Genomic DNA, 15801 nt, shown 5'->3' with positions numbered 1-15801 from the left:
GCGAGTAGGACCGCCAGTGGCGGACGCCGTCGAGCTCGACGCCAATACGGGCCCACTGGCCGGCAAGGTGCGCTTGCCAGCCGCGGCCGGGACGGAAGAAAATTGTGGCGGAGTCGGCCGTTTCTGGAACCACCCGGGTAACCACACCGCGCAATTGGCGGGCGGAAAACACAGGATTGAACAGCGACAGAATGTCTTCTGGAGCCAGTGGGGTGGTCAGTACAGATGCGGCGCGCGCCAGCTTACGGAGCCGGATCATTTATCAATCTTATGTCAGAGGGGACCATAGTTCTTCATCCAAGGCATACGATCGACGCAAAGAAACTATCTCCCCGAAACAACTTTATGGGACCGCCTTATGAACACCTCCCCGGCCGGCACCTCCGCTTCCCCCGCCTACGACCCTCCGTGGCTGGCACTGCCACGCGAGGTCAGCGACATGCTCCGGCCGATGATGCCCGGCATTGTCGAGGCAATCATCGACGCCGTGCCGCAGCTCGTGCCGGCTTACGCCCGGCCGATCGAGGGCCGTTTCGGGCGGGGCCTGCGGCGGGGAGTGGCTGCCGCGCTGGACCGCTTCCTGCAGCTGCCGGGAACGCGGCTGCCAGCCTTGTCGGAGGAGAGCCGGCAACTGGTGGCGGGGCTGGGGAGCGGGGAATTCCGGCAGGGCCGGAGCATGGATGCGCTACTGAGCGCGTACCGGATGGGCGCCCGCGTGACCTTCCGCGAGATGTCCAGGGTGTCCGTGGAGCACCACCTCGGCCAGAGTGTGGTGGTGGACCTTGGCGAGTCGATCCTGGCCTACATCGACGAACTGTCCGCCGTCAGCGCCGAGGCGTATGCCTTTGAACAGTCGGAACGGGCCGGCGCGGTGGACCGGCGGCGCACCGAACTGCTGGATCTGCTCCTCCTGGGACAGGCGGATGAGGCCGCCCTGCGCCAGACGGCCGCAATGGCGGACTGGTCCCTGCCGCAGCGGATGGTGGTGGTGACCCTGCCGGTGGACCGCTCAGCGGGGCTGCGGCTCCGGCTGGGGCCGGGGACGCTGGTCATCGAACGTGAGACCGACGCTGTCGCGCTGGTTCCGGCCCGGAAGTCCCAGTCCGCACGGGCGGACCTGGAAAAGGCGCTGCGCGGCCGGGGGGCGGCCGTGGGGCCGGCCGGTGGCTGGGAAAAAGTCCCCGATTCGCTGCGCCTGGCAGTGCTCGCGGCCTCGGCGCTGCCGCCCCGCGAAGGCCCGGAGGACCCGCCGATCTGGGCCGACGAGCACTTGGCCGAGGTGATCCTCGGCGCGGAGCCCTCCGCGATCGCGGAACTGGCCAACCGCCGCCTGGCGCCACTGGAGGGGCTTCGCCCGGCCCAGCGCGAGCGGCTCGCGGAGACGCTGCTGTCCTGGCTGCGGCACTGGGGCCAGCGGGCCCCGGTGGCGGCTGAGCTCGGGATCCACCCGCAGACCGTGGGTTACCGGGCGGCGCAGCTGCGCGAGTTGTTCGGCGACACCCTGGAGGACCCGAAGGCGCGGTTCGAACTGGAACTGGCGCTCCACGCCGGCCGGCGTTAAACACAGCCGGCGTTAAACACAGCCGGCGTTGAACACAGCCGGCGTTAAACACAGGCGGCGTGAGCCGCGCCCTACCTGGCGATAGCTTCCCGGCTCTGCAGCCGCATCTCCAGGTCGTTCATCACGATCGAGGCCAGGTCCTGCAGCGTCCGGACGTCCTCGGCGCTGAACTCCCGCGGTTCCCGGTCCAGGATGCAGAACGTACCCAGGTTGTAACCGTCCGGCGTGCGCAACGGGACACCGGCGTAGAACTGCAGGCCGAACTCGCCTGCCACCAGCGGGTTGGCGAGGGTCCGGGGGTCCCTGGCCGCATCCTCAATCACCCAGGCGTCGTCCTGCAGGATCGCGGAGGCGCACAGCCCGGGGTCGCGGCCGATCTGGCTGACATCGGTGCCGTGGTGTGCCTTGAACCAGATCCGGTCATGGTCCACCACGCTGACGATTGCCACCGGCACCGAGAACATCCGCGCCGCGAGGCCCACTATCCGGTCGAAGGCGCCGTCTGCCGGGGTGTCAAGGATCCGGTACCGTTCGACGGCGCGCATCCGGCCGTCCTCGTCCGAGGATGCCGGAGCCGGGTCCATGCGGTGCCGCGCCGCGGTGTTAATGACTTCCTGGCGCAGGGCCAGTGACACTTCCCGGGCCGGCGGGCGCTGCGCCGGGTCCCGGGCCAGCATGGAGGACAACAGCGCAACCCACATGGGCGCGAGCTCCTCGGGAATCTGCGGGTCTTTGAGCAGCCGCGCGACGGCGGACTGGATGGGCGCGCCGGGGTACGCCATCTTTCCGGTCAGCCCTTCCAGCAGCACCAGGCCAAGCGAGTACACGTCGCTGAGCGGCCCGACCGGTTCGCCGGCCGCCTGCTCGGGGCTGAGGTAGGCAGGCGTCCCGGAGGTTCCGCCGTCGTCCGACGCCGGGCCGTTGCCCATCACGACGGCGACGCCAAAATCAGTCAGCTTGGCCCGCGGGCGCCGGTCGTCGTTGCTGTAGTCCACGAGCAGGATGTTCGCGGGTTTGACGTCCCGGTGCACGATGCCGTGGTGGTGGATGTAGGAAAGCCCGTCCGCCAGGTCATAGCCGATGTGCGCCATGTGCGCGGCCGAGAGCGGACCCTGGGCCCCGCGGTGGCGCAGGTCGCGGCCGTGCACCAGTTCCGTCACAAGGTAGGTGAGCCGGTCGTCCGGGTCGCTCAGGTCGGCACCGGCGTCGAAGAGCGTCACGAGGGCGTGATGGCTCATTCCGGCCAGGATGCGGATTTCCTCGCCCTGCCGGCGGGTTTGTTCAAGATCATCCGAGACGTTGCGGAAAAGCTTGACCGCCACGTCGCGCTGCAGGAGCTCGTCGTAGGCCCTGAATACAGTGGATTGGCTTCCCCTGCCAATAAGGTCCGCGATCCGGTACCGCCCGCTGAGCAGGTAGCCGGGTTCCATGCGGTGCTTTGATGTGGCCGGCGTGGAACTGGCCGGAGGTGAAATGAGCTCTGTCAACTGGTGTTCGGTGTCCCTTATAGCGGGGTCCGCCGGTGGCGGATCAGTCCAATACCGGAATCAGAAGAAGGTCCGGCGCCCGCACAATTAGCAAGGTTACTTATGATACCGCGATTCCCTGATTCAGGAAGACCTGCGGGCAATCCTATTACCCCGCCCGCAAGCCTGTGTCGGCCGCTACTTCGCGGGATTATGCGTGCCAATCGGCAGGAGGGTCAGGTCCGGATGGTTCTTCTCGATCCGGCGCAGGGCCCACACATCGTTGAACAGTGCGAGGTATTCGCCGTCGGAGCGCAGCAGGACCTCGGCGCCGGGAACCGTGGCCAGCGCCGGCATGGCATCCGCCGTCGAAATCCTGGCGATGGAATAAGGCAGGCGCTCCAGCCGCATCGGCGCGCTGAAATCGTGGGCCATGCGGTCCTCCACGACTTCGAACTGCATGGGGCCGACGGCGGCCAGCACCGGGGCCTGATCGCCGCGGACGTCCGAGCGGAGCACCTGGATGACTCCCTCATGTTCCAGCTGTTCGATGCCGCGGCGGAACTGCTTGAAGCGGCTGGGGTCCTTGGACCGCGCCACCTGGAAGTGCTCCGGGGCGAACAGCGGGATGGCGGGGAACTCCACCGGCTGCTCAAGGAAGAGGCTGTCGCCGACCCGCAGCGAAGACGCGTTCACGAGGCCCACAACATCTCCGGGGAACGCTTCGTCGATGACCTCGCGTTCACGGCCGAAGACCTGCTGGGCGTACTTGGTGGCGAACGACTTGCCGGTCCGGCCCTGCGTCACCACCATGCCGCGTTCGAAGATGCCGGAGCAGACCCGGATGAAGGCGACGTGGTCGCGGTGGGCCTTGTTCATACCGGCCTGGACTTTGAAGACGAAGCCGGAGAAGGGCGCGTCGACGGGCCGCGCGGCGCCGTCGACGTCGGGCCGCGGGGCGGCCGGCGGTGCGAAGTCCACGAGGGCGTCGAGGATCTCCTTCACGCCGAAGTTCAGCGCGGCGGAACTGAAGAGGATCGGCGTGGCCTTGCCGGCGTGGAAGGCGTCGACGTCGAACTCCAGGTTGGACTCGATGACCAGGCCGGCCTCATCGACGGCGTTGGACCAGTCATCCCCCTGGCTGGCCGCGGCCTGCTCCGGGGTGAAGTACTCGGTGAGGGCGATGTTGGCGCCGGCGTTGTTGCGCTTGAACTGGGCGAAGCGGTCATTGCGCAGGTCCCAGACCCCGCGGAAGTCACCCGAGATGCCAACGGCCCAGGTCAGCGGCATCGGCTGGAGGCCGGTGCGCTCGGTGAGCTCGTCCATGAGGGCCAATGCGTCGAGGCCGGGCCTGTCCCACTTGTTGATCACCGTGATGATGGGCAGGTTGCGCTGCTTGCAGACCTCGAACAGCTTCATGGTCTGGGTTTCCAGGCCCTTGGCGGCGTCCACGAGCATCACGGCACAGTCCACGGCGGCCAGCACCCGGTAGGTGTCCTCGGAGAAGTCCGCGTGGCCGGGGGTGTCCAGCAGGTTGATCACGGTATCCCGGTAGGAGAACTGCAGGGCCGCGGAACTGATCGAGATGCCGCGGTCCTTTTCCATCTGCATCCAGTCCGAAACCGTGTCCTTGCGGTTGGCCTTGCCGCTGGAGGCGCCGGCGGTGCCGATCACCTTCGCGTGCAGCGCGAGCGCCTCGGTCAGCGTGGACTTGCCGGCATCGGGGTGTGAAATGACCGCGAATGTCCGACGCCGGGCCGCCTGCTTGTGAATCTCCTGGACTCGGGCGGGGCTAAGGACTTCTTGGGACACGGTGCTACTTTCGCTGCGGCTTTGAATGGTTGCGGTCCCGGGCCTGCGGGAATCAGGCCGGCCCGGCGGGTCGCTGGTTGTTCTGCTGGGAGTTCTGCGTGACTGCTGGGTGCGATTGTTGGGGCGCGGCGGCGGGGAGCCGACGATACACCCAAGGATTCAAGTTTATCGCAGCCCGCGCTGCCGCCGCGATGTGGGTGCACAGCCAGGGTAAAACCGGACCGCTGCCACTCAAAAGTGCCGTCCCGGGGCGGGACCTGCGGGGGCATTCCCAAGGCCTCCGCGCAAAGGCACTAATGGGCCACTTTGGGGCTTGTCCGTGCGGAAGTTGGCCCGCTTTACCTTTACTATGGTGAGAGCGGGGAACCGAGTACTTTTGATCCTGCCGGGAAACAACGGAAACCGGCGCACTTGCAGGCCGAGGCCTGCACCTTTGAAGGGAAGATCTATGGCTCGGAGCCCTGAAGATTCACTCAAGGCGACCCTGGGCCGAGTGGCACCGGGCACCCCCCTCCGGGACGGCCTCGAACGCATCCTCCGCGGACGGACCGGTGCCCTGATTGTGCTGGGCATCGACAGGACCATCGAGTCCATCTGCTCCGGAGGCTTCGACATCGGAATCGACTTCTCCCCCACCCGGCTGCGGGAACTGGCCAAAATGGACGGCGCCATCATCTGCGACAAGGACGCCAGCAACATCCTCCGCGCGGCCGTGCAGCTGGTCCCCGACTCCAGCATCGAGACCCAGGAATCCGGCACCCGGCACCGGACTGCGGAGCGCGTCGCCATCCAGACCGGCGTCCCGGTCATCTCGGTCAGCCAGTCCATGCAGATCATCGCCCTCTATGTGAACGGGCTGCGGCACGTCCTGGAGGGCTCGGAAAAGGTCCTGGCCCGGGCCAACCAGGCCCTGGCAACGCTGGAACGCTACCGGTCCCGGCTGGACCAGGTGACCAGTTCCCTCTCGGCCCTGGAAATCGAGGCCATGGTGACGGTCCGCGATGTCGCAGTCACCCTGCAACGCCAGGAAATGGTCCGCCGGATCTCGGAAGAGATCTCACAGTATGTGCTGGAACTCGGCGAGGACGGCCGGCTGCTCTCCCTCCAGCTGGACGAATTGACCGTGGGCCGCGGCCCCGGCAGCGATGTGATCATCCGCGACTACTCCGGCCCCGACACTTCCGCCGAGGATGTCGATAAGGCCGTGAAGGCGCTCGTGAACCTTGGCCCCACGGAGCTCATCGATCTGGGGAAGATCGCCGGGATTGTCGGCTTCGCCGGCGGTGAGGCCAACCTCGACGCTGTCGTGCAGCCGCGCGGATACCGGCTGCTGTCCGGGCTGAAGGCCGTACCCAAGGCCGTCGCTGACCGCCTGGTGGACCACTTCGGCGGCTTGCAGTTCCTGATGGCGGCCACGATCGATGACCTAATGACGGTGGACGGTATTGGCGACCAGCGCGCCCGGACGGTCCGCGAGGGCCTCAGCCGGATGGCCGAGGCGAGCCTGCTGGACCGGTTCCTCTAACCACCATGGGGGTCAGCTGAGCTGGAAGACGGCTTTGGCACTGGTCTTGTTCGCCAGACGGGCAGTAAAGACGTAATACGCGCCGCCCGCCCCGGGTTTGGCTTCGATCGGCGCGCAGCCCTGGACCGTCCGGTTGCGCTGCCAGGGGAAGTTTGCCGTCTCGCTTTGCCCGGGCGCGATGGTCTTCACGAGGTCGGTCGCGTCCGTCTGGCAGTCAGTGGACGAGAAGATCCGGTCCGAGCCGCTCGTGACCAGGAATTCCATTTGCGAAGTCCCGATATTGACCTCGCACGGCACCTTGTTGCCGTTCGTCACCTTGAGCGTGAGCAGCGGGTTCTCGCCGCCGGCGTAGGCAGGCTTGTCCGTGGCGGCCGTGACGGTCACGAGGTTCTGCTCGCAGCCGTTGCCGGTTGGGGCGGCCGAAGGGGAAGCCGTGGTTTCCGGGCTTGTGGCCGGTCCTGTTTCCTGGCCCGAGGGAGCCGTTCCCCCGCTGGAGGGGGACTGACCGGCGTCGAGGACGCTCGAGGCAGCGGCAAATCCCCCGAAGGCGACGGCGATGACGAGCAACAAGGCGGCGCCAACGAAAAGACGCCTGCGGCGGTAAACGGGGCTGACCTTCTTTCGGGCAGGCTTCCGCGCGGGTTTACGCTCCGAATGGCTTACGGAATTGCGTCCCGCGGGTGTTCCGCCGCCGGAAGCCCTCGGCCGGGAACCCTGGGTTCCGGAATTGTCTTGCCTGCCCATCCTTCTAGGCTAGAGAACAGCGCCGGGTATGCGGCCCTCCCACGCCGCAGGCGGAGTGTGGCCCTCATCTATTACGCTGAATCCATCAAAGCTCTCGCCGATTCCCCCACCGTCCCTGCCGCCGCCCGCCCGGAAGCGGCTTCCGCTGCCCTTCCGCTGCCCGCCCTGCATGAGGCCCTCGCCACCTGGTTCGAGTCCAACGCCCGGGAACTGCCATGGCGGGCCCCTGAATGCACTCCGTGGGGTGTGCTGGTCAGCGAAATCATGCTGCAGCAGACGCCGGTGGTCCGTGTGCTGCCGGTCTGGCAGGAATGGCTGCGGCGCTGGCCGGAGCCGGCTGACCTGGCCCGGGAACCTGCCGGGGAAGCGGTCCGGGCCTGGGGACGGCTGGGCTACCCGAGGCGCGCCCTGCGGCTGCACGCGGCCGCCGTCGCCATCTGTTCGGACCATGGCGGAAAGGTTCCCGGAACGCACCCGGAACTGCTGGAGTTGCCCGGAGTGGGCGGCTACACGGCGGCCGCCGTCGCCGCCTTCGCCTTCGGGCGCCGCGAAACCGTGGTGGACACCAATATCCGCCGCGTGCACGCCCGGCTGTTTTCCGGTTCAGCCCTGCCTTCGCAGTCGCTGACCGCCGCGGAGATTCGGCTTGCCGCGCAGGCGCTGCCGGACGGGGCCGCCTCCTCGGTCCGCTGGAACGCCTCCGTCATGGAACTGGGCGCCCTGGTGTGCACGGCGCGGTCGCCCAAGTGCGGGCAATGCCCGGTCAGTGGCTCCTGCGCCTGGCTCGCAGCGGGTGAGCCGGCGCCAACGTACACGCCCAAGGGGCAGTCGTGGCACGGAACGGACCGCCAGGTACGGGGAGCGGTGATGGCGGTGCTGCGCGTGGCCGAGTCGCCGGTGGCCCCGGAACTGTTCCAGCGGGCCGCGGCGGACCTTGGCTTCGAACCGGCCGGGATCGGAATCCCGCTTGCCGCCCTGCACCGGCTCAACGCCCCTCCCGAACAGGTGGAGCGCGCGCTGGCCGGACTGCTGGGCGACGGGCTGGCCGAAGTGCATCCCGCCGGCTTCCAGCTGCCCGCCTGAACCCGGCTCCGCGCCCTAGCCGGAAAGGCCACCCGGAACTACCCTGAAGGATGCGCACATTCGCGGCGCTCGTGGGCATGGCTTGCACCGCACTGCTGGCCACCGGGTGCCAGCCCCAGACGGCGTGCCCGGCAATCGCCCAGGCACCGGTAGTTGCGCTGACCGTGGCCCGGGAGTACGCCGGTACGGTGAAAACACTCCGGCTCAAAGCCTGCCAGGACGGGCGCTGCAAAGAGGCCGATCTTGAACTGTTCCCGGGGACCACCACTGTGGATCAGGGATGTGGCCAGGGCACGGACGGCAACGACCGCCCTTGTTCCGCAACCGCTTCACCTGACGGCACCCTGGTGGGGATGCTCATGCTGGATCAGCTCACGGAATCCCCCATCGAGGCCTTAGTGGGCGCCACCGGCGTTAGCGGCCTCCCCCTGCCGGTCCGGATCCTGACGTTCACGCCGCGGGTTGCATACCCGTACGGCGTGCAGTGCGGCAGGTTCATCTCAGCCGGAGTGCTACTGGACGCGGACGGGCTCCGGCAGGCAGCCTAGCCCGCGTGGAGAAAGGTGAACGCCGTGAACGCGGAAAACATCAGCCGCTGGATCCGGGCCGGGCTGTGGGCCCTGCCGGTCTCAGCACTCGTCACCGCCTGGTCCACGCTGGAACCGCAGCCGGACCAGGAGAAGGACCCGGATGCCTGGGCCCGGTTGGTCAGCTCCGACTCCTACCATTTCAGCCATTTGATCGGCAGCACCAGCGGCACGATCCTCGCGATCTTCGGCATCTTTGCGCTGGGCTGCTGCCTGGCCAACAGCCGGGTCGGCAACCTGGCGCTGGCAGCGATGGTCACCGCTGCTGCCGGCACGGCCCTGCTGCTGGTGCCGGCCGTGATATCCACCTTTGCCACCCCTGCAATCGGAAAGGCCTACCTGGGCGGCTACCGGGACGTGATGCAACTGGAATTCCCCGGGTCCATGACAGGGGCCTTCCTGTTGGGCCTCCTGCTCGCATTCCTCGGCAATGTCCTGCTGGGGATAGCGGTGTGGCGTTCCCACGTGCTGCCGCGCTGGGCCGGGGCACTCTGGGCGGCCGGCGCAGTGTTCTTCTATGTCCTGGGTGTTGTCCTGGGGCTGGCGACGACGGGAGCCAGCCTGCCGACCCAGACCGCCGGGGCCGTGCTCATGGCTGTTGCCGGCGGGTGGATCGCGTGGGGCGGACCCCGGCGGGCCCCGGTGGCATCGGACCTGACCGCGGCCGGCACGGTGTGAACGTGATCTAGGGTTCGCCGAAGCCCGCCGTGATCAGTCCGCGCAGATAGTCCACGGCTTTCGCGGCATCCGGGCCGCTGGCTTCAACGTGCAGGACGGTTCCCTTGGCCGCTCCGAGCATCATGAGTTCCGTCATCGACGCTCCGTCGACGCCGTTGAGGGTCACTTCGGCGTCCATGCCGGACAGGCCGCCGGCAATCTTCGCGGCTGGACGGGCATGCATGCCGGCCTGGTTGACGAGTTCAAAGTCCCCTGTCGCCTCGGGGGGACGGTGCTCGTGCGCGTGCTGCGGCGCGGCCGGCGGCCGGTACACGGCTTCCGCGGCTTCTTTCACGCCCTCGGCATCGGCTCCGGCCTGTGCCGCCACGGCAGCAGCGACCAGGCCTTCGACAAGGGGCGCATCTGCCAGCAGCACGGCGGAGGGGTCCGCCATGAATTCCACCGCGGACTCGGCTGTCATTACTGCCGAGCCCAGATCTGTCAGGACGACGATGCCGTCGCTGTTGGCGTCAGCTGCCTGTTCCAGCGCCGCCATGACCCGCTCCAGGCTGGTGCCGATCCGGCCGTCGTCGGTGCCGCCGGCAGGAAGGATCAGGACGTCGGGCGCCATCTGGGCGGCAAGCTCGACGGCGCCGTCGGCGATCTTGTCACTGTGGGAGACGACGACGAGATTGACCGTCATTCGGCTGCCCCGGCGGCGGCGCGCAGGATCAGGGCGCTGGAGACCGCGCCGGGATCCCGGTGGCCAATGCTGCGTTCCCCGAGGTAGCTGGCGCGTCCCTTGCGGGCGAGCATCGGGTCGGTGGACACGGCCCCGGCTTCGGCGGCCTCCGCGGCGGCCGCCAGGACCTTGTGCACATCGCTGTCTCCGGCAGCGGAGGCGGCTGCGTCAACGGCCGGGGTCCAGGCGTCAACCATCGTCTTGTCGCCGGATTCGGCCTTTCCGCGGGCCACGATCCCGTCCCTGGCGGCCTGGAACGCCGAGGCGAGGGTGGCTGCGTCGATGTCGGCCGTCTCGCCCAGCACCGTGGCGGCCCGGAGGAAGGCTGTGCCGTAGAGCGGCCCGGCGGCTCCGCCGACCTTGGACATGAGGGTCATGGCGGTCAGCTTCAGCGCCGCCCCTGCCGTTTCCGGTGGCGCCTCGGCGATCTTGACCATGACTGCCTTGAACCCGCGGTCCATGTTCTCGCCGTGGTCCGAATCGCCTATGGGCCGGTCCAGTTCGATGAGTTCCTCCCGGTGCTCCGCCATGGCCTGCGCCGAGAGGGTCAGCCACCGCAGCGCCCAGTTGACGTCCAGCCCCACGGTCAGACGCCCCAGCGGAGGGCCGGGGTGTGGACGGGCGCATCCCAGAGCGCTGTCATCTCATCATCGAGGCGCAGAACGGTAATGGAACAGCCCTGCATTTCCAGCGAGGTGATGTAATTTCCGACCAGCGAGCGGGCGACGGTGATACCCTTCCCGGCCAGCTGCTGCGCGGCGCGGCGGTAGACAATGTAGAGCTCGCTCTGCGGCGTGCCGCCCATGCCGTTGACGAACAAGAGCACTTTGTCCCCGGAAGCCAGGCCCAGGTCACTGACCACCGGCTCAAGCAGTCGGTCGGTTATGCCGTCGGCGTTTTCCATGGGAATCCGGTGCCGGCCAGGCTCCCCGTGGATGCCGATGCCGATTTCGATCTCGTTTTCCTCCAGCACAAAGCTGGGTGCCCCCGCGTGCGGAACGGTGCAGGCAGTCAGCGCGACGCCCATGCTGCGCACATTTTGGTTGACGCGGTCACCGATCGCCGCGACGGCGTCCAGGTTGTCACCCCGTTCGGCGGCGGCACCGGCGATCTTTTCCACCAGGACGGTTCCGCCCACGCCGCGCCGGCCGGCGGTGTACAGCGAGTCCTCCACCGCGACGTCGTCGTTGACCAGCACCGTGCGGACCTCCACGCCCTCCGCCTCGGCCAGCTCAGAGGCCGTCTCAAAGTTCAGGACGTCGCCCGTGTAATTCTTTACGATGTGCACGACGCCGGCACCCGAATTGACGGCGAGAGTGGCGGGAAGGATCTGGTCCGGTGTTGGCGAGGTAAAAACGGCGCCCGGCACGGCGGCGTCGAGCATTCCCATGCCAACGTAGCCGCCGTGGAGGGGCTCATGCCCGCTGCCGCCGCCGGAGACCAGCCCGACTTTCCCTGCCACCGGCGCATCTTTGCGCACGATGTACTTGGGGTCCGCAAAGACGGTCACGAGGTCGGCGTGGGCAAGCCCGAAACCCTCCACTGACTCGTCAACCACGGCGCGGGGATCATTGATGAGCTTCTTCATGGCGGTGCTCCCTGGATGGTGTCCTGGCTGCTTGCTTAGACCCTACTACCGGGGCCCCTGCCAGCGGTAGGCTCCGGTTTTACGAGCTCTGAAGCGGAATCGGGGTGCGGCCGGACGGCCCCGCCCCGGGTCCGCGGGTGTGGAGGTCAGGTTCGCTTGTCCGCCCCTAACGGGAAATTCGGCCAGGCATCGCTGCCAAGCCAGGAGAACGGCGGTGCGGCCTCCCGCCCCCGATTGATCCCGGGCGCCGGGCCGGTAACGAGGGCTGTGTGCGGGTCCGACGCCGGGTCCTCGGCTGCGCCATTCCCGGCCCTTTGCTCCGGGCTGCGGTATGGTCCGGCGGCGCCGCTGATGGTCATCTGGAATGCGGAGAAATCTGGAAAAATGACGCTCTCGTGCAATTTCTTGCCTCCGGAAGTCGGGTGGCCCACCCCCTGGACCGGGATCAGTTTATCCATCAAATTTATTGATGGGAAGACCCCGTCCTGCCCAATCTTCCGGCACCGTTTCCCGGGCCGGAGCTACAGCGCCTTGATCATCCGGGTGTTGCCGAGCGTGTTGGGCTTCACCCGGGCGAGGTCCAGGAACTCGGCAACGCCCTCATCGTGGGAGCGCAGCAGTTCCGAGTACACCACGGGGTCGACGGCGGTCTGGTCGGCCATGACTTCGAAGCCGTGCCTCTTGAAGAAGTCCACTTCGAAGGTCAGGCAGAACACGCGGGAGACCCCGAGCGCCCTGGCTTCTTCCAGCAGGCGCTCCACCAGCAGGTGGCCCACGCCCTTGCCCCGCCAGGCATCCGAAGTCGCGAGCGTGCGTATCTCGGCGAGGTCTTCCCACATAACGTGCAGCGCACCGCAGCCGATCACCTCACCGTCAGCCGATTCGGCGATCCGGAACTCCGGGAGGCTTTCGTAATACGCCACGGTTTCCTTGGCCATGAGGATCCGCTGCTCGGCCAGTGGCGCCACGAGCGTCTTGATCGCCCCGACATCGCTGGTGCGGGCAGGGCGGATGCGGATTGTCTCAGTCACAGCCCAATCTTACGGTGGATGGCTTCCCTGACTCGTTATGCGGGCTTGGCGAACGCAGCCCCCGAGCCGGCCGGCAGGCGCCTAGAGTCCCAGCTCGGCAGGGACCGGCAGGTCCTTGTCCAGCAGGTTCTTGGCGAGGAAGTGCTCGACGACGCCGTACCAGACCTTGGCGTGCTGCGGCTGCATGATCCAGTGGTTTTCGTCCGGGAAATAGAGGAAGCGGTGGTCGGTTTCGCCGTTCTCGTCGGCCGCAAGCTGGGACTTGGAGAGGAGTTCGAACCAAAGGCGAAGGCCCTCGCCGATCGGGACGCGGTAGTCCTTGTCGCCATGGATGACGAGCATCGGGGTGCTGATGTTCCCGACGTGCAGGTGCGGGGAATTCTCCAGCGCCATTTCAGGCGTCATCTCCCTGAGCCAGTACTGCGCGTCGTCGGTGGTGGGACCAAACTGGTCCAGCGCCCAGAGGCTGGCATGGGTGACGATCGCCCGGAACCGGTCCGTATGCCCGGCCACCCAGTTGGCCATGTAGCCTCCGAAGGACCCGCCCATGGCAGCCGTGCGGGTCTCATCGATGTCAGGGCGCTGCACAACGGCGTCGGTGATGGCCATCAGGTCGGTGAACGGCGCCTTGCCCCATGCACCCCAGCCGCGCTGGATGTGCTGCCGGCCGTAGCCGGTGGACAGGGCCGGGTCCGGCAAGAGCACTGCGTACCCCCGGGCGACGAGCAGCCAGGGGTTCCAGCGCCAGGTCCAGGCATTCCAGGACCCGAGCGGTCCACCGTGGATCCAGAGCAGCAGGGGCGCCGGGCCGCCGGGCGAGGCACCTTCAGGGAGGGCCAGGTACGCCGGCACGCGGGTGCCGTCCTCCGCCGTCGTCTCCACGCGTTCCAGGGAGCCTTGGTAGTGCGGGCGTTCGGCGGGGGCAGGGAGCCGGACAACATCGCCGCTGGCGAGGTCGATCCGGACGGCTTCGGCCGGGAACTCGTAGGAGCTGCGCAGCGCATAGGCGGTGCGGCCGTCCGGTGCCACCGCGACGTCGGTGTACGCGGCAGGATCGGCGGTCAGGCGGGTGACCCGGCCGTCTGTGTCATCCCCGGACAGGCGGATCCGGAAGACCGGTGAGGCGCCGTCCTCGTCGGCGGTGACGAGCAGGGCCGATCCGTCCGGCAGCCAGGCGGCGGGACGCGGCCAGCGGTCCCAGTCCTGCACGAGCGGCACCAGCGCCGCTTCGCCTGCCGTCCCGGGTCCGGACGAAGCGCCGGAAACGTCGAGCAGGTGCAGCCTGAGCTGCGGGGCTTGCTCGGGGGTGGTGTCACTTTCGCTGAGCACCACCAAGGTCCTGTTGTCGGGGCTGACCGGCCCGGGAAAGTAGCTCATGCCCTCGGCGTCCAGCAGGACGGTGCGCCTGCCGCTGGGCACGTCGATCGCGACGAGAACAGACCGGGAATTCGCGTGCGCGAGCGGTTTTGCGAAACTGCTGTAGATGGTCTTGCCGTCCGGGCTGACGACCGACTCGGCCTCGCGAAGGCCGGCGCCGGCGTCGGGCGTGAGGTTGCGGAGCTTCAGCGGCGCCGCGGCGTCAACTGTTGTGGGTTTGCCCGGTTCCTGTTCCTCGCCGGGCTCGACGGCGAAGAGCCTCGGCTGGGCGGGTCCCAGATCGGCGTCCCAGTAGCGGACCGGATAGCCGCTGTGCAGAATGGCAGCGACTTTGTTGTCCTTGCGCGACTTGCGGCGTTCCTCGTCGCCGTCCTCGTCCGCGGCCCCTGCCAGCACGGAGGCCTTGACGAAAAGGGCGCCGGTCTCCTTCGCGGCCAGGACTGCACTGATTCCGCCGGCTCGGGTGAGCACAACACGGGCCTCGCCGCCGTCCGCGGGCAGCGTCCACAGGGCGTTGACCGGATCCGCCTCGGGGGTTTCCGGGTCGGGGCGCGCGGAACTGAAGTACAGGTCACCGCCGGCGGCAAACACGGCCCCCGCCTCGCCCTTGGCACTGCGGGTGATCCGGCGGGCCTGCTTCTGCCCTTCCGGGTCCAGCTCCCACAGGGCGGTGCCGTATTCGGTGCCCTTGGCGTTGAGCGTGGCCACGGTGGTGACCAGCCGCCGTCCGTCGGGGCTCAACGCCAGTCCGCTGACCCTCGGGATGGCGAGGTAATGGTCCAGATGGTGGAAGGGTATCTCGGGTTTTTCACTCAGGGTCTCTGAATACGTGGAAGCCATGAACCGATTCAACACCCATCGTGGCCCGCATCACACTCGGTTCACTCAGAGTGAAACACTGCTTTCACATTGAAATGTCCCGAAATTGCAGGCGGCTCTCAGGGACTGTTGGCATGATGAGTCCATGAACCCTGAAAAGTCCCTGCCTCGACGCTCCCTGTTGCTCGGCGCCGGCGCCGTGGGTGGCAGCGCCTTGGCTCTCTCCGCCTGCGCCGCTTCCACGACCGAAACCCCGGCTTCCACGGCCTCGGCCGCCCCCTCCGCTCCGGCCGGCACCGCGGTCAGGGTCGGCAAGCTCGGCGATGTGGAGGTTGGCGGCACGGTCACCGGAAAAATCGAAGGCAAGACGGTGGTGATCTTCCGGAAGGATGAGAAGACCGTCCTGGCGTACGACGCGACCTGCACGCATGCCGGCTGCCCGGTGGCTCCTGCCGGAGAAGACTTCGAATGCCCCTGCCACGGTTCCTCCTTCAAGGGATCCGACGGCAGCGTGGTCAACGGGCCTGCCCGGTCGCCGCTGGCCAAACTAAACGCTGCCATCGACGGCGAATGGATCACCGTCAGCGCCTGACACCGCCCGGCGTACCAGCGACAAAGGCCCCGGCCGCCTCCTTGAAGGAAGCGGCCGGGGCCTTTTTGGCACCGCGCCTTTGGCTTTGCTGCCTAGACGCTCGGAGCGATTTCCGGGATGCGCGGCTTGGTGTTGCCTGCGAAAGTGAACTTGGCGTCGTCGCCTTCGCCGTCCACATCCACTACAACAATGTCGCCGGCATGGATCTCGCCGAAGA

The 15801-nt window shown here is 67.7% G+C and carries 14 protein-coding genes and 1 pseudogene; 6 read left to right on the top strand and 9 right to left on the bottom strand.

Annotated features, from left to right (window positions below; genetic code table 11):
• A pseudogene (locus tag BJQ90_RS08080) lies at window positions 1-259 on the bottom strand (ferredoxin reductase); the annotation flags it as partial.
• A gap of 99 nt (window positions 260-358) precedes the next feature.
• Between BJQ90_RS08080 and BJQ90_RS08075 the strand changes: the two are divergent.
• Complete coding sequence (locus BJQ90_RS08075; RefSeq protein WP_226759779.1) at window positions 359-1561, top strand: PucR family transcriptional regulator; 1203 nt, start codon at window positions 359-361, stop codon at window positions 1559-1561.
• A gap of 71 nt (window positions 1562-1632) precedes the next feature.
• Here the strand turns inward: BJQ90_RS08075 and BJQ90_RS08070 are convergent, their stop codons facing one another.
• Window positions 1633-2991 carry a GAF domain-containing serine/threonine-protein kinase gene (locus tag BJQ90_RS08070; RefSeq protein WP_226759778.1) on the bottom strand — a complete coding sequence of 453 codons (1359 nt, stop codon included), beginning with the start codon at window positions 2989-2991 and terminating at the stop codon, window positions 1633-1635.
• A 234-nt stretch (window positions 2992-3225) separates the two neighbouring features.
• Entirely contained in the window at window positions 3226-4839 is a 1614-nt protein-coding gene (locus BJQ90_RS08065) for a peptide chain release factor 3 (protein ID WP_226759777.1), read from the bottom strand.
• A 448-nt stretch (window positions 4840-5287) separates the two neighbouring features.
• Here BJQ90_RS08065 and disA point away from each other — a divergent pair, with 448 nt between their 5' ends.
• Window positions 5288-6364: a DNA integrity scanning diadenylate cyclase DisA gene (disA, locus tag BJQ90_RS08060; RefSeq protein ID WP_226759776.1), complete on the top strand. Its 1077-nt coding sequence runs from the start codon at window positions 5288-5290 to the stop codon at window positions 6362-6364.
• A 12-nt stretch (window positions 6365-6376) separates the two neighbouring features.
• Here the strand turns inward: disA and BJQ90_RS08055 are convergent, their stop codons facing one another.
• On the bottom strand, window positions 6377-6934 hold the full coding sequence (locus tag BJQ90_RS08055; protein ID WP_319004616.1) for a hypothetical protein: 558 nt from the start codon (window positions 6932-6934) through the stop codon (window positions 6377-6379).
• 420 nt (window positions 6935-7354) lie between these two features.
• Here BJQ90_RS08055 and BJQ90_RS08050 point away from each other — a divergent pair, with 420 nt between their 5' ends.
• Genes BJQ90_RS08050 through BJQ90_RS08040 form a run of 3 tightly spaced genes read left to right on the top strand, consistent with a single transcriptional unit; the run spans window position 7355 to window position 9456 of the window.
• Window positions 7355-8191, top strand: coding sequence for an A/G-specific adenine glycosylase (locus BJQ90_RS08050; protein WP_413463657.1), 837 nt, complete (start codon window positions 7355-7357; stop codon window positions 8189-8191).
• 50 nt (window positions 8192-8241) lie between these two features.
• Entirely contained in the window at window positions 8242-8739 is a 498-nt protein-coding gene (locus tag BJQ90_RS08045) for a hypothetical protein (protein ID WP_226759774.1), read from the top strand.
• Between the two features lie 24 nt (window positions 8740-8763).
• Window positions 8764-9456, top strand: coding sequence for a hypothetical protein (locus tag BJQ90_RS08040; protein WP_226759773.1), 693 nt, complete (start codon window positions 8764-8766; stop codon window positions 9454-9456).
• A gap of 7 nt (window positions 9457-9463) precedes the next feature.
• Here BJQ90_RS08040 and dhaM read toward each other — a convergent pair whose 3' ends face one another.
• The 5 genes from dhaM to BJQ90_RS08015 form a co-directional block, all read right to left on the bottom strand.
• The gene (gene dhaM, locus BJQ90_RS08035) at window positions 9464-10138 is read right to left on the bottom strand and encodes a dihydroxyacetone kinase phosphoryl donor subunit DhaM (protein ID WP_226759772.1); all 675 of its coding nucleotides are present in this window, start codon (window positions 10136-10138) and stop codon (window positions 9464-9466) included.
• On the bottom strand, window positions 10135-10761 hold the full coding sequence (dhaL, locus tag BJQ90_RS08030) for a dihydroxyacetone kinase subunit DhaL (RefSeq protein WP_226759771.1): 627 nt from the start codon (window positions 10759-10761) through the stop codon (window positions 10135-10137). Before dhaL ends, dhaM begins: the two co-directional genes overlap by 4 nt.
• Before the next feature lie 2 nt (window positions 10762-10763).
• The gene (dhaK, locus tag BJQ90_RS08025; protein WP_226759770.1) at window positions 10764-11765 is read right to left on the bottom strand and encodes a dihydroxyacetone kinase subunit DhaK; all 1002 of its coding nucleotides are present in this window, start codon (window positions 11763-11765) and stop codon (window positions 10764-10766) included.
• A 521-nt stretch (window positions 11766-12286) separates the two neighbouring features.
• On the bottom strand, window positions 12287-12796 hold the full coding sequence (locus tag BJQ90_RS08020) for an amino-acid N-acetyltransferase (protein WP_226759769.1): 510 nt from the start codon (window positions 12794-12796) through the stop codon (window positions 12287-12289).
• A gap of 81 nt (window positions 12797-12877) precedes the next feature.
• Entirely contained in the window at window positions 12878-15013 is a 2136-nt protein-coding gene (locus BJQ90_RS08015) for a prolyl oligopeptidase family serine peptidase (RefSeq protein WP_226759768.1), read from the bottom strand.
• 124 nt (window positions 15014-15137) lie between these two features.
• Between BJQ90_RS08015 and BJQ90_RS08010 the strand changes: the two genes are divergently transcribed.
• The gene (locus tag BJQ90_RS08010) at window positions 15138-15584 is read left to right on the top strand and encodes a ubiquinol-cytochrome c reductase iron-sulfur subunit (RefSeq protein ID WP_226759767.1); all 447 of its coding nucleotides are present in this window, start codon (window positions 15138-15140) and stop codon (window positions 15582-15584) included.
• Window positions 15585-15801 lie beyond the last annotated feature (217 nt).

The sequence above is a fragment of the Arthrobacter sp. SO3 genome (assembly GCF_020532825.1).
Taxonomy (GTDB): Bacteria; Actinomycetota; Actinomycetes; order Actinomycetales; family Micrococcaceae; genus Arthrobacter.
The sequence above is the reverse complement of the archived record's forward strand: the minus strand, read 5'-3'. Positions and strand labels throughout refer to the sequence as shown.

Bases quoted from the DNA above. Each gene is read 5' to 3' on its own strand.
- BJQ90_RS08075 (WP_226759779.1), top strand. From the start codon at position 359: ATGAACACCTCCCCGGCCGGCACCTCCGCTTCCCCCGCCTACGACCCT.
- BJQ90_RS08070 (WP_226759778.1), bottom strand. From the start codon at position 2,991: ATGGAACCCGGCTACCTGCTCAGCGGGCGGTACCGGATCGCGGACCTT.
- disA (WP_226759776.1), top strand. From the start codon at position 5,288: ATGGCTCGGAGCCCTGAAGATTCACTCAAGGCGACCCTGGGCCGAGTG.
- BJQ90_RS08045 (WP_226759774.1), top strand. From the start codon at position 8,242: ATGCGCACATTCGCGGCGCTCGTGGGCATGGCTTGCACCGCACTGCTG.
- dhaM (WP_226759772.1), bottom strand. From the start codon at position 10,138: ATGACGGTCAATCTCGTCGTCGTCTCCCACAGTGACAAGATCGCCGAC.
- dhaK (WP_226759770.1), bottom strand. From the start codon at position 11,765: ATGAAGAAGCTCATCAATGATCCCCGCGCCGTGGTTGACGAGTCAGTG.
- BJQ90_RS08015 (WP_226759768.1), bottom strand. From the start codon at position 15,013: ATGGCTTCCACGTATTCAGAGACCCTGAGTGAAAAACCCGAGATACCC.
- BJQ90_RS08010 (WP_226759767.1), top strand. From the start codon at position 15,138: ATGAACCCTGAAAAGTCCCTGCCTCGACGCTCCCTGTTGCTCGGCGCC.